Genomic DNA, 12,215 nt, shown 5'->3' with positions numbered 1-12,215 from the left:
GGGGGGGGCCGCGGGGGCCCCCCCCCCCCGGGGCGGCCCCCCCCCCCCCCCCCCCGGAGCGTGGTGGGGAGCTGGACGGGGCAGGGGGCACGAGGAGGGCGGGGGGGGTGGGGCTTCGAAGACGCCGTCTCGCAGCCTTCCCTCGCCTTCTCGCGCTCTTCCCCCAGCCCGGCAGATCATATACGATTCCCGCAACAACGTGACCCAGGGCACGTCCAGCGCCACGCGTTGGCCGCCGTCGTCGTCATCGCCCCCAGGAGAGAGCATGAGCACCCTCGACCCCCACCAGAAGACCTCCTCCGGCTTCCGTGTCGGCCAGCAGACCCCGATCCACACGGCGAACCCCCTCCCCACCCCCGCCTCCCCCGCGCCGGACGTGCTGCGCTGCGCCTCCATGGAGCTGGTGGTCACGGACCTGGAGGCCTCGCGTCGGTTCTACGTGGACATGCTCGGACTCGTGGTCACCGAGGAGGACGAGGACGCCATCTACCTACGCACCCTCGAGGAGTTCATCCACCACAACCTGATCCTGCGCCGGGGCGACGTCGCCGCCGTCGCCGCGTTCTCCTACCGCGTGCGCACCCCCGACGACCTCGACAGGGCCGAGGCGTTCTACCGCGAACTCGGCTGCCGGGTGGAGCGGAACCCCGACGGATTCGTACGCGGCGTCGGGGACTCGGTGCGCGTGGAGGACCCGCTGGGATTTCCCTACGAGTTCTTCCACGAGGTGGAGCACGTCGAGCGCCTGGCCTGGCGCTACGACCTCCACACCCCGGGTGCACTCGTGCGCCTCGACCACTTCAACCAGGTCACCCCGGACGTGCCCCGCGCCGCCCGGTACATGCAGGACCTCGGCTTCCGCGTCACCGAGGACATCCAGGACGAGCACGGCACCGTCTACGCCGCATGGATGCGCCGCAAGCCCACCGTGCACGACACCGCCATGACCGGCGGCGACGGCCCCCGCATGCACCACGTCGCCTTCGCCACGCACGAGAAGCACAACATCCTGGCGATCTGCGACAAGCTCGGCGCCCTGCGCATGTCCGACGCGATCGAGCGCGGCCCGGGCCGCCATGGCGTCTCCAACGCGTTCTACCTGTACCTGCGCGACCCGGACGGCCACCGCGTGGAGATCTACACCCAGGACTACTACACCGGCGACCCGGACAACCCGGTCGTCACCTGGGACGTGCACGACAACCAGCGCCGCGACTGGTGGGGCACCCCGGTCGTGCCGTCCTGGTACACGGACGCCTCCCGCGTGCTGGACCTGGACGGGAACCTGCAGCCGCTCGTGGCCCGCACCGACGAGTCCGAGATGGCCGTGACCATCGGCGCCGACGGGTTCTCCTACACCCGCGCCGAGGAGGGCGAGGAGTCCATGCCCGACTACAAGAAGGGCGAGTACAAGCTCGGCCACCAGCTCTGAGGCCGGGCGCCCCTACGCGCCCTGCTACTTCCTGCCCCCTCCCACCCCTCGAAGGAGCCACCATGCTGGACCGCGCCACGCACGAGAAGATCGCCGACGAGCTTCACGACGCCGGCCGCACCGGCACCCCCGTCCCCCTCCTCACCGCCCGCCACCCGGGCATGGAGGTGGAGGACGCCTACGCGGTGCAGCGCATCTGGGCGCGCCGGCAGGTGGAGGCGGGCCGCCGCGTCGTCGGGCACAAGATCGGCCTGACCTCCAAAGCCATGCAGGCTGCCACGGGCATCACCGAGCCGGACTACGGTGTGATCTTCGACGACCAGGTCGTCGAGTCCGGGCACGACTTCGACACGGCGCGGATCACGAACCCGCGCATCGAGATGGAGCTCGCCTTCGTGCTCAAGGACGAGCTGCGCGGCCCCGGCGTCACCCTCGTGGACGTGCTGCGCGCCACCGAGTACGTGGTGCCCGCCCTCGAAGTGCTGGACGCGCACGTGGAGCTGGCCGGGCGCACCATCGTGGACACCATCGCGGACAACGCGGCGCTGGGGTACATGGTGCTCGGCGGCCGCCCCGTCCGCCCGGACGCCGTGGACCTGCGCTGGGTGGCCGGCACACTCTCCCGCAACCAGAGCATCGAGGAGACCGGGGTCGCCGCCGGCGTGCTCAACCACCCCGGCAACGGCGTGCACTGGCTCGCCAACCGCCTGGCCGGCCACGGGGACGCCCTCGCCGCCGGGGAGACCGTACTCGCCGGCTCCTTCACCCGCCCGCTGTCCGTGGCCTCCGGAGACACCGTCACCGCCGACTACGGGCCGCTGGGCACCGTCACCTGCCACTTCGCCTGACCATCCCGGAGGATCCCGTGCCCATCCGCCTGAACCCCCAGCCCCTCGTCCGCGACCTCTTCACACCCGACGCGCGGGCCGCCCGCCACGGCCGTCCCGCCGCCGGCATGCTCCTGAGCTCGGGGGATGCCACGGCCGCCGAGATCTGCGCGGGCGCCGGCCTGGACTACCTGCTGGTCGACGGCGAGCACGCCCCCCTGAGCCTGGAGACCGTGCTGATGCTGCTGCGCACGGTCGCCGGGTACGGGGTGCCGGTGATGACCCGGCTTCCCACCCTGGACCCAGTGCTCATCAAGCAGTACCTGGACCTGGGCGCGCAGACCCTGCTTGTGCCGATGGTGGACACCGCCGAGCAGGCTGCCGAGGCCGTGCGCGCACTGCGCTACCCGGGCCTCCGCCCAGACCACGCCGGCCCCCATCACGACGACGGCGGTCCCCGCCCCGACGACGGTCCCCGCCCCGGCGTGCGCGGGGTCGGGTCTGCGCTGGCCCGTTCGGGCCGGTGGAACCGGATCCCCGACTATCTGACCGGGGCCGATGCGCAGGTGAGCCTGTTCGTGCAGGTCGAGACGGTCGAGGGGGTGGAGAACGCCGCCGCGATCGCCGCGGTGGACGGGGTGGACGGGATCTTCGTGGGCCCCGCGGACCTGTCCGCGAGCATGGGGCTGCTCGGCCAGCAGAGGCACCCGGACGTCGTCGCCGCGGTGGTCTCGGTGATCCGGACCGCGAACGAGGCCGGCACCGTGGTGGGCGTCAACGCGTTCGACCCCGAGCAGGCGGAGGCCTACGCCGCGGCCGGTGCGGACTTCCTGAACGTGGGGGCCGACGTCGCCCTGCTGGCCCGGGCCGCCGAGGCACTCGCCGACCGCTGGTGCCCGGCCGCCGCCCCCCAGGGTTCCGGGGGCGAAACCGCCCGGAATTCCGGCTGAATTCCGGCCCCTTTCGCCCCCCGGAACACCGCGGCCAAGCCCCGGGCGGCGCGGCCAGCCCCCGGAGCAGCGGGGCCAGACTCTGGGGCATCAGGATGGACCGCGGACCACAGGGCGCTGGATCCAGTTCAGTGCCATCTGCCAGAACGGCCGTGGGGTCGCCCGCCGATCGGCGAGCAACCCCACGTGGGCCTGAGCGGGAGCAGGCCGAGATCCACAAGGATCAGATCTGGAAGGTGTTGGTTCCCCAGGGGGAGATCGTCGTGATCTTGTAGGTGGGGTTGGAGATCCGTCCAGCCGGGGCGTAGTGCGGCGGGAAGAAGATCTGGTATTCGATGGCACCGAGGCCATCGGAAGGCGAGCAGGTAGGGGCGATCATGGTGATCTCCCACGTCCACTGCGTGCGCCCGGTCGCCGGGTTGGTGGACATGACCCCGTTGTACTGGTTGTCCAGGGAGCCCGGCTGGGGCCTGAAGGCACCATAGCTGGTCACCTGGTAGTTCTCCCCGCGGTCCGGCTGCTGCGTAATGATGTACGGCCAGGCGTTGCCCGAAGGGTCATTTCCCGGGACGTCATTGTAGGTCTTCGGGGTGGCCGAGTACTGGTCATCGCCGCCGATGTTCTCCACAATCACGGTGACCACGTCGCCGGTGACATCATTAGAATCCCGGCAATCGCAGTATTCCGGAGGATAGGAAGCCCTTCCCTGCGGATTTGCCGTTGCCGAGCGAGGAGTTGCAGAGGTGAACTCGGCCCGACCAGTAGAATCCGAGGTCGGGTACATCACGTAAGCAATGTATGTGTTGGAATTTCCAACAGTGCGCTTTGTGCCGTCAAAAAGATTCGACCAGGGTGCGCTGATCAGATTGCTGACGCAACTGGCCGCCAGAGCGGGCGCAGCAGCGGCGACGGACACAGCAGGGACGGCCCAAGCCATCGTGGACGTCACGGTCCGGCGAGACACGGGATTGCTCATGATTTCCTCTCAGTCGGAGCCCGATCATGGCTAGGAAGCCCTGACCTGAGGCACCCCATGTATATCACCGCACCCGAATAGTTCCCCGTCCTTGCACTTTGGATACTTCATGCATGCACTTGTGTGCATACATGCACATTTATCCCGACCGTGAGCCTCTCGTCGACTCCACACCTTGTCCTACCTCCCTGGCTCTGCCCTCGCTCCCGCCCCCCAGGGTTCCGGGGGCGAAACCGCCCGGAATTCCGGCTGAATTCCGGCCCCTTTCGCCCCCCGGAGCAGCTCAAGCACCCACCCCAGGGGCGCCTCCATCCACCCCTCCCCTGCCTCGGCGGTCAGCTCCCGAGGGCTGCGCGCATGGTGTCCGCGTCGAAGCGTCCGCCGAACAGCGCCCCCTCCGGTTCGAGCAGGCCGGCGGCAGAGGCCGGCACGGGCACGGCGTCGTACCCGAGGGAGTCCACCAGGTGCGCGGCCAGGGCCACCGCCGCGTCGTCGTCGCCGGCCACCGCCAGTGCCCGACGCCCGGGCGCACCCGCCGGCCGCGCGTCGGCGAGCAGCTCGGTGTACGCCACATGGTTGAGGGTCTTCACCACGGGCACGCCGGGCAGGCGCGCCTCCCACCAGGCCGGGCCGACGCCCTCGGCTCCCTCACCCCACGCATTGGTGGCATCCACGACGACGCCGACCGCCTCCCGCAGGTCCAGGCCGGTCAGCGTGTGCTGCGGCACGGCGAGCACCACCACGTCCGCGCGCGCGAGCAGCTCCGGCAGCGGGACGACATGCGCGCTGGGGAGCAGCGCGGACAGGACGAGGTCGAAGGTCGGGTCGGCGGGACGCTCGGCCACGAGCAGCCGGTGCCCGGCCTCCGCGGCGAGCTGGCCGATCACGCCCCCGAGCTTCCCGGCGCCGATGAGCCCGACGGTGAGGGGCCCCGTTGGAGAGGGCGGCCCGGGGGTGGTGGGGGCGTCGTCGTGGTGCAGGCTCGCAGTGTCATTCATGTTTGAAATAACTCGGGCGGCGGTGGCGTTGTTCCCCGTGACGGCGGAGCATCCGCCCCACACCCGAGCCACATGAGGAGGGCCCATGACCACCCAGGACTTGCAGTTCGGCATCGACACCTTCGGCGACCGCACCGCTACCGACGACGGCACCCTCGAGTCCCACGCCGAGGGCGTACGGCACGTGGTGGACCTCGGCGTCGCCGCAGAGGAGGCCGGGCTCGACGCCTTCAACATCGGCGAGCACCACCGGGACGACTACACCGTCTCCTCCCCCGAGCTCGTGCTGGCCGCAATCGCCGCGCGGACCGAGCGGATCCGGCTCGGCACCGCCGTCACCGTGCTCTCCTCCGACGACCCGGTGCGCGTCTACGAGCGCTTCGCCACCCTGGACGCACTCTCCTCCGGCCGCGCCGAGGTGATCCTGGGCCGGGGCTCCTTCACCGAGTCCTTCCCGCTGTTCGGTTACTCCCTGAACGACTACGAGTCCCTGTTCGAGGAGAAGCTCGCCCTGTTCGCGAAGCTTCGCACCGAGCAGCCCGTCACCTGGACCGGGCAGCACACCCAGAACCTGCACGAGGTCACCCTGTACCCGCCGCTCGAGGGTGAGGCGCCGCTGCCCACGTGGGTGGCGGTGGGCGGTTCCCCGCAGTCCGTAGTGCGTGCGGCGAACTACGACCTTCCCCTCATGCTCGCGATCATCGGCGGGCCCTCCGCCCGCTTCGCCCCCTTCGCCAAGCTCTACCGCGACGCGCGGGAGAAGTTCGGGCATGAGGGCGAGGCGCGCATCGGGTTCCACATGATCGGGCATGTGGCGGAGACGAACGCCCAGGCCTTCGACGCGTTCGCGGAGCCGTACCTGCAGCACCATGCGCGGATCGGGCAGGACCGCGGCTGGCCGACGATGACCACCCAGCAGCTGCGCAACGAGCTCGGCCACGGCCTGATGGCCGTCGGATCCCCGGAGACCGTGGCCCGCAAGGTGGCGCAGGGCGTGAAGGACCTCGGCGCAGCCCGGGTGGACTTCAAGGTGCAGCACGGGCCGATCCCGCACGCAGCCAACCGCCGCTCGGTGGAGCTGTTCGGTGAGAAGGTCGTGCCGCTCGTGAAGGACATGCTCGCCGGGTCCTGACGGCCCCAGGTTCTGCGGGTTCCTCCCCCGCTTCCTTCCCCCTCCCTATCTCCCCTCCCTCTTCCTTCATGGTTCCGGGGCGAAAGTGCCCGGAGTTCCGGCTGAATTCCGGGCACTTTCGCCCCCGGAGCGATTGGGGTGGGTGCGGCCCGCAGCGCCGCGCGTAGCCTGACCGCATGCCCGACTCCTCGCCCCCGCACCCCGGCACCCCGCCCTGACCTCGCAGTTCGCCGACGCCCTCCCCGAGCTCTGCGCCCCGGCGCAGGCGCAGCCGGCCCCGGCCCCGCGTCTGCTCCACCTCACCACGTCCCTGGCCCAGGAACTCGGTCTGGACCCGCAGTGGCTCACCACCGACGACGGCGTCCGCCTCCTCACGGGGAAGGCCCCCGGCCCGGGCGCGCACCCGGTGGCGCAGGGGTACGCGGGCCACCAGTTCGGCTCGTACTCACCGGTCCTCGGGGACGGCCGTGCCCTGCTGCTCGGCGAGCTCACAGACCCGGCCGGGCGGCTCCGCGACCTCCACCTCAAGGGCTCGGGCCGCACCCCGTTCTCCCGGCCGGGCTCAGACGGACTGGCGGCGGTCGGGCCGATGCTGCGGGAGCTGGTGGTGTCCGAAGCGATGCACGCCCTCGGGATCCCGACCACCCGGGTGCTGGCCGTCGTCGCGACGGGGCGGACGGTGCACCGCGAGCGCCCGCTGCCGGGGGCGGTGCTGGCGCGGGTGGCGGGCTCCCACCTGCGGGTGGGCACGGCCCAGTATGCGGCCGCGCTGGTCCAGGCCGGGCGCGCCCCGGAGGACCTGGTGCCGCGGCTGGTGGCGGCCGCGGTGCGGCGTCACCACCCGGAGCGTGCGGACGCGGAGGTCCCGGCCCTGGCTCTGCTGGAGGCGGTGGTGGCCGCCCAGGCGGATCTGGTGGCCCGCTGGATGCTGGTGGGGTTCGTGCACGGGGTGATGAACACGGACAACATGACGCTGTCCGGGGAGGGCATCGACTACGGCCCGTGCGCGTTCCTGGACGCCTTCGACCCGTCTGCGGTGTTCTCCTCGATCGACCGGCAGGGCCGGTACGCGTACGGGAACCAGCCGCAGATCGCCCTGTGGAACCTCAACCGGTTCGCCGAGGCGCTGCTGCCACACCTGGCGCCCTCCCCCACATCCTCCCCGGATGCTGCCGTGGACGCAGCCACCACGGCCCTTGAGGGCTTCGCCCCGGCCTTCGACGCCGCCTGGCAGCGGGGCCTGGCCGCGAAGCTGGGCGTGCCCCGCACGGAGGCCTCCGACGACGTCGCCGCGCGCCTGCTCGGCCTGCTCGCCGAGCACCGGGTCGACTGGACGTCCTTCTGGGCGGAATTGGCCGGCGTCGTGCCGGGGCCGAACCCCACCCCGGGGGTGCTCGCGGGCCTGCCGGACGGGGAGGCCACGCGCGCGTGGCGGGCGGACTGGCTGGCCCTGCGACCGGACCCGGCGCTGATGGCCCGGACGAACCCGCTGCTGGTGCCGCGCAACCGTCCCCTGCAGGACGCCCTGGACGCCGCCGAGGCTGGAGACCTCGCCCCCGTGGAGGCGGTCCTGGCGGCCGTGCGCGCCCCGTTCTCCCGCCAGGCGGCCGCCGCCTCTCCCGAGGCTCGGAGCCTGGCCGCGCCGGGACCGGAGGGCACGACGCCGTTCGTCACCTTCTGCGGCACCTGAGCCGGGTGCGGGGGTGGGCGTGGGCCCGGACGTGGAGGTGCCAGAGTCGTGGAGGTGTCCGGGGCGCAGAGGTGCCAGGGTCGTGGAGGTGTCAGGCGCGCTGTGCTGTCCTTGTGCGGCGCCCCCCTGTGGAAGGATCGTCGACGACGACAACCCGGGGTGACGACAGCCCGGATCGATGACGGCGGCAGGCCGGGGCGATGCCGGCCGGTGGAGGGGACGAGGCGAACAGTGAGCATCCGAAGGAAGATCCTGATCGCGGTGGTGGCCGTCCTCGGCTGCATGGTGATCGCCGTGCCCATCGCCCTGTTCTTCGGGGCCGGCGACCTCCTGTTCGGGGGCAGCGGTTCGGACGCCGTGTTCACGGTGGTGTTCATGGTCGTGGGCCTGGGCCTGCTCTGGGCGCTGCAGTTCGCGTGGTCCACGTGGCGGACGCGGCGCGCCGAGCGCGGAGGGCAGCAGGGCCAGCGCTGACCGCCCCGGCCGCTGACGGCCCCCACCTCAGGGGTGCCCCGCCGCGGCGGACCGGTTACGATCGCCAGGGCCCCTCGGCCTCCGCTGTGAGGCCGCTGGATGGCCCGCATCGCCCGCCCGCCCCGCTGCTGCCGGGGCTCCTCGAAGGCCCTCGCCCATGAATCCTCCCCCCGTCCTCCCGGCCGTGCCCGGCGTGCTCGCCCCGGCCGCCATCGCCACAGCGCTCTCGCTCACCCTGACCGGGCTGCCCCCGGCCCCCGCCGACGCCCCGCACCCTGGCACATCCGCGTTCGGCACCTCCGCGCTCAGCACCTCTGCGTTCGGCCCCTCCGCATTCAGCACCGTGCAGGCCGGCCCGACGGCGGCCCTGGCCACCGCCACGCAGGCCACCACCGCGCCGGCCCGGCCGGCACCCGTGCAGGGGGAGACGACGCACCGGATCCCGGGGACCGGCGTCGCCCCCGGGGCGGCCTACGAGGCGGCGCTGGCGGGCCTGGACGCGGACCAGCGCTCCCGCCTGGCCGTGCTCACCGCCCCCGTGACGGACACGCCGTTCACCGTGGCGGCGGCGGCCTGGCGCTCGGGCGAGGGTGGGCGGATCGAGTCCGTGCAGATCCGCCTGCACCAGAACGGGGTGTGGTCGCCGTGGCAGGACCTCACCCGCACCGTCCTGGACGAGGCTGGCCCGGCCGGGCGCACCGGCACGGACCCGCTGGTGGCATTCGGCGCGGACGGCGCCCAGCTGCGTGTGGTCACCGAGGACGGCACCGCCCCCGCAGGCATGGAGCTGTCCCTGATCGACCCGGGCACCGCCCCCACGGACGCCGAGGCCGCCCAGGCCGCTGCGCACACCCCCGCACCGGCCCTGCCGACCGGGCGCACCGTCGTCGCGCAGGTGCCCGTGCAGGGGTCCGAGCCGATGCCCGTGCAAGCCCACACCGTGGCCTCCCGCCGGTCCGCGGCCGAGGCGCGCCGCCGGATCCTGCCGAACGTGGTCACCCGCGCCCAGTGGGGGGCCAACGAGGCCTGGGCCTCGGACTCACCCCGCTTCGGGAGGGTCAAGGCGCTGACCATCCATCACACGGCCGGCACCAACGGGTACACCCGCGCCCAGGCGGTACAGCAGATGCGCGGGATCTACGCGTACTACACCCGCACCCTCGAATGGGGCGACTTCCCGTACCACCTGGTCACGGACCGGTTCGGCACCATCTACGAGGGCCGCCGCGGGGCGCTGGAGTCCACGCCCCTGGGCACGCACGCCGGTGGGTTCAACACCGGGACCGTCGGGATCTCCACGCTGGGGAACTATGAGACGGCCGTGCCCTCCGAGGCGGTCGTGGACGCGATGGCCCGGGCCACCGCCTTCTACCTGTACCGGGACGGCCTGGACGCCCACGGCCGCACCACCCTGGTCTCGGCGGGCAACGCGAAGTTCCAGAAGGGGCGGAGGGTCACGCTGGACGTGGTGCACCCGCACCGGGCCACCTCCTTCACCGCCTGTCCGGGACGCCACCTGACGGCCCGCCTGGGGGACATCCGCACCCGCGCCGCCCGCATCGCGGCCCAGGCCGAGCGCACGACGCCGGCCCCGCGCCGGGCCGTTCCCCGGCACGCCGCCTCGGCCCCGGCGAAGCCCCAGCAGAAGGCCGCCCCGCAACGGGTGGCGGTGGCACCGAAGCATGCCGCGCCCCAGCGGACGGCCCCGCAGCGGACCGCGCCGAGGCCCGCCCCGAAGCGGGCAGCCACCGCGCGTCCGGCGCCGAAGCGGGCCGCTCCTGCACGCCCCGCCCTCCAGCGGGCCGCCCCCAAGCACGCCGCCCCCGGGGTGCGCGGCGGCGCACGGTACACGGTCCGCCCGAATGACGGCTGGTGGCTGGTCGCCGAGCGCACCGGCGTGCCCATGCGGACCCTGCAGTCCCTCAACGGGATGGGCCCGCGGACCATGCTCCACCCGGGCATGGTGCTGCGCACCCGCTGAGCCGGGGGCCTCAGCCGCGCAGCAGCGACCGCACCGGCACCTCGGGGTCGGCCAGGCGTGCCGGGTCCACGGGGATCCGCCGGTCGATGAGCCGCCGCGCGGCCCGGACGACGGTCGGGTCGTCCAGGGAGGCCGCCCCCACGAGCAGCCCGTCGGCGTCGAGCGCGAAGGACGCCACCGGCTCCCCGTGCACGAGGCGGTCCACCACGCACCCGCCGGCCGGCGGCAGCATCGTCCCCACCCCCTCGAGGTGCATGCCGTGCCGGTCGGACCAGAACCAGGGGGCCCCGGCGTCCGGGACGGGCTCGCCGAGGATCGCGGCCGCGGCCGCCGCCCCGGAGCGCATCGCCGGCTCCCAGTGCATCGTGGGAGTGTGCGTCACCGGGGCGGGAGCGCGCACGGGGACGGTGCCGGTCTCGGTGTCGGGCACAGCATCGGTGGCGGCCCCGGCCCCGTCGTCGGCCGCAGCACCGGTGACGGTGCCGGCCGCCCGGCGCTCGGCGGCGTCGCCCACCGCATAGACGGCCGGGTGCGAGGTGCGCCCGTGCGCGTCCACGAGGATCCCCCGGTCCGTCTCCAGCCCGGCCGCCTCCGCCAGGGACACGTCCGGCTCGATGCCGACCGCGGCCACCACCGTGTCCGCCTCCAGCACCTCCTGGCCCCCGTCGGGGTGACGGACGCACACCCGGTGGGTGCCGGCGTCGTGCTCGACGGCAATCACCAGCCCCTCCACCACGCGCACGCCCCGCCGGGTGTGCTCACGGTGCACGCGCTCGGCCAGGGCCGGGCCGAGCGCCGCCGACGACGGCGCCGGCCCGGTGGTCACGAGCGTCACGTCCGCGAGCGCCTCACGGGCGGCCGAGGCCACCTCGGAGCCGGTGAACCCGGCCCCGATCACCACCACGCGCGCGCCCAGGTGCAGGCCGGCGGCCAGGCGGTCGGCATCCGCGCGGGTGCGCAGCACGAGCAGGTCCGGGTGGTCGCCGCCGGGGACGGCCAGGGGGCGGGGCCGGCCGCCGGGGGCGAGCACGAGCATGTCCGTCTCACACCGGGTGCCGTCGTCCAGTTCGGCCGCCGGGCGCGGACCGGACAGGTCCAGGCGTACGGCGCGTGCGGTGAGCACGCGGACGCGGTGCTCGGCGAACCAGTCCGGCGGGGCGAGCAGGAGGCGGCCGGGGTCGGCGTCGCCGGTGAGGTACTCCTTGGACAGCGGGGGGCGGTCGTAGGGCAGGCCCTCGGGGTCCACGAGGGTCAGCGCGCCGGTGTGGCCGAGGCGGCGCAGCTCACGCACCGCCGCGAACCCGGCGACGCCGCCGCCCACCACGAGCACGGACGCCGCGGGCCCGCGCGTCGGGCCGGCGGGGTGGGGGGAGCCCGCGGGCACTGTCCCGTCCGCGGGGTGGGAGGCCTGGTTCATGCCTCGTCCTCGACGGTCAGCCACAGGTCGCCGTCGCGGACCTCCACGGCGTGCGTGCCCACCGGCTTCGTGGCCGGCAGGGTCAGGGCCTCGCCGGTGCGCAGGTCGAAGCCCGCCCCGTGCAGCGGGCACTCGATGCAGGCGCCCTCCACGAACCCTTCGGAGAGCGCGTAGTCCTGGTGGGAGCAGGTGTTGTCGATCGCGTAGAACTCGCCGTCCTCGGCGTGGACGATGGCGACGTCGTCCCGGGTGCCGGTGGTGCTGCGGGGGACCATGAGCGCCTCCCCCTCCGGGAGGGCCGAGGCCGGTCCGACGTTGATCTCACGTGCCATGGGGTG

The 12,215-nt window shown here is 73.4% G+C and carries 11 protein-coding genes; 7 read left to right on the top strand and 4 right to left on the bottom strand.

The window, feature by feature from the left end:
- Positions 1-265: 265 nt before the first annotated feature.
- The 3 genes from hpaD to SPI96_RS03540 all read left to right on the top strand — a co-directional run bounded on the left by hpaD (position 266) and on the right by SPI96_RS03540 (position 3,209).
- Complete coding sequence (gene hpaD / locus SPI96_RS03550; protein ID WP_321080991.1) at positions 266-1,432, top strand: 3,4-dihydroxyphenylacetate 2,3-dioxygenase; 1,167 nt, start codon at positions 266-268, stop codon at positions 1,430-1,432.
- A 62-nt stretch (positions 1,433-1,494) separates the two neighbouring features.
- Positions 1,495-2,280, top strand: coding sequence for a 2-oxo-hepta-3-ene-1,7-dioate hydratase (locus SPI96_RS03545; RefSeq protein ID WP_321080990.1), 786 nt, complete (start codon positions 1,495-1,497; stop codon positions 2,278-2,280).
- A gap of 17 nt (positions 2,281-2,297) precedes the next feature.
- On the top strand, positions 2,298-3,209 hold the full coding sequence (locus tag SPI96_RS03540; RefSeq protein WP_321080989.1) for an HpcH/HpaI aldolase family protein: 912 nt from the start codon (positions 2,298-2,300) through the stop codon (positions 3,207-3,209).
- Between the two features lie 223 nt (positions 3,210-3,432).
- Here SPI96_RS03540 and SPI96_RS03535 read toward each other — a convergent pair whose 3' ends face one another.
- Both SPI96_RS03535 and SPI96_RS03530 read right to left on the bottom strand, forming a co-directional pair.
- Entirely contained in the window at positions 3,433-3,852 is a 420-nt protein-coding gene (locus SPI96_RS03535; RefSeq protein ID WP_321080988.1) for a hypothetical protein, read from the bottom strand.
- A 668-nt stretch (positions 3,853-4,520) separates the two neighbouring features.
- Positions 4,521-5,183: an NAD(P)-binding domain-containing protein gene (locus SPI96_RS03530; protein ID WP_321080987.1), complete on the bottom strand. Its 663-nt coding sequence runs from the start codon at positions 5,181-5,183 to the stop codon at positions 4,521-4,523.
- Between the two features lie 85 nt (positions 5,184-5,268).
- On the opposite strand from SPI96_RS03530, the gene SPI96_RS03525 reads away from it, so the two are divergent.
- From SPI96_RS03525 to SPI96_RS03510, 4 genes are all read left to right on the top strand, one after another.
- The gene (locus SPI96_RS03525; protein ID WP_321080986.1) at positions 5,269-6,315 is read left to right on the top strand and encodes an LLM class flavin-dependent oxidoreductase; all 1,047 of its coding nucleotides are present in this window, start codon (positions 5,269-5,271) and stop codon (positions 6,313-6,315) included.
- Positions 6,316-6,529: 214 nt separating this feature from the next.
- Entirely contained in the window at positions 6,530-8,005 is a 1,476-nt protein-coding gene (locus SPI96_RS03520) for a protein adenylyltransferase SelO (RefSeq protein WP_321080992.1), read from the top strand.
- A 231-nt stretch (positions 8,006-8,236) separates the two neighbouring features.
- Positions 8,237-8,479 carry a hypothetical protein gene (locus SPI96_RS03515; RefSeq protein ID WP_321080985.1) on the top strand — a complete coding sequence of 81 codons (243 nt, stop codon included), beginning with the start codon at positions 8,237-8,239 and terminating at the stop codon, positions 8,477-8,479.
- Between the two features lie 157 nt (positions 8,480-8,636).
- The gene (locus SPI96_RS03510) at positions 8,637-10,460 is read left to right on the top strand and encodes an N-acetylmuramoyl-L-alanine amidase (RefSeq protein WP_321080984.1); all 1,824 of its coding nucleotides are present in this window, start codon (positions 8,637-8,639) and stop codon (positions 10,458-10,460) included.
- A gap of 10 nt (positions 10,461-10,470) precedes the next feature.
- Here SPI96_RS03510 and SPI96_RS03505 read toward each other — a convergent pair whose 3' ends face one another.
- Entirely contained in the window at positions 10,471-11,877 is a 1,407-nt protein-coding gene (locus tag SPI96_RS03505) for an NAD(P)/FAD-dependent oxidoreductase (protein WP_321080983.1), read from the bottom strand.
- The gene (locus tag SPI96_RS03500) at positions 11,874-12,209 is read right to left on the bottom strand and encodes a bifunctional 3-phenylpropionate/cinnamic acid dioxygenase ferredoxin subunit (protein WP_321080982.1); all 336 of its coding nucleotides are present in this window, start codon (positions 12,207-12,209) and stop codon (positions 11,874-11,876) included. The genes SPI96_RS03505 and SPI96_RS03500 overlap by 4 nt, the downstream gene beginning before the upstream one ends.
- Positions 12,210-12,215: the final 6 nt, after the last annotated feature.

The organism is Micrococcus sp. (genome assembly GCF_034179925.1).
GTDB lineage: Bacteria > Actinomycetota > Actinomycetes > Actinomycetales > Micrococcaceae > Micrococcus.
Note: the sequence above shows the minus strand (reverse complement) of the source record. Positions and strands in the feature narration are given on the sequence as shown.

Bases quoted from the DNA above. Each gene is read 5' to 3' on its own strand.
- SPI96_RS03500 (WP_321080982.1), bottom strand. From the start codon at position 12,209: ATGGCACGTGAGATCAACGTCGGACCGGCCTCGGCCCTCCCGGAGGGG.
- SPI96_RS03545 (WP_321080990.1), top strand. From the start codon at position 1,495: ATGCTGGACCGCGCCACGCACGAGAAGATCGCCGACGAGCTTCACGAC.
- SPI96_RS03505 (WP_321080983.1), bottom strand. From the start codon at position 11,877: ATGAACCAGGCCTCCCACCCCGCGGACGGGACAGTGCCCGCGGGCTCC.
- SPI96_RS03530 (WP_321080987.1), bottom strand. From the start codon at position 5,183: ATGAATGACACTGCGAGCCTGCACCACGACGACGCCCCCACCACCCCC.
- SPI96_RS03510 (WP_321080984.1), top strand. From the start codon at position 8,637: ATGAATCCTCCCCCCGTCCTCCCGGCCGTGCCCGGCGTGCTCGCCCCG.
- SPI96_RS03525 (WP_321080986.1), top strand. From the start codon at position 5,269: ATGACCACCCAGGACTTGCAGTTCGGCATCGACACCTTCGGCGACCGC.
- hpaD (WP_321080991.1), top strand. From the start codon at position 266: ATGAGCACCCTCGACCCCCACCAGAAGACCTCCTCCGGCTTCCGTGTC.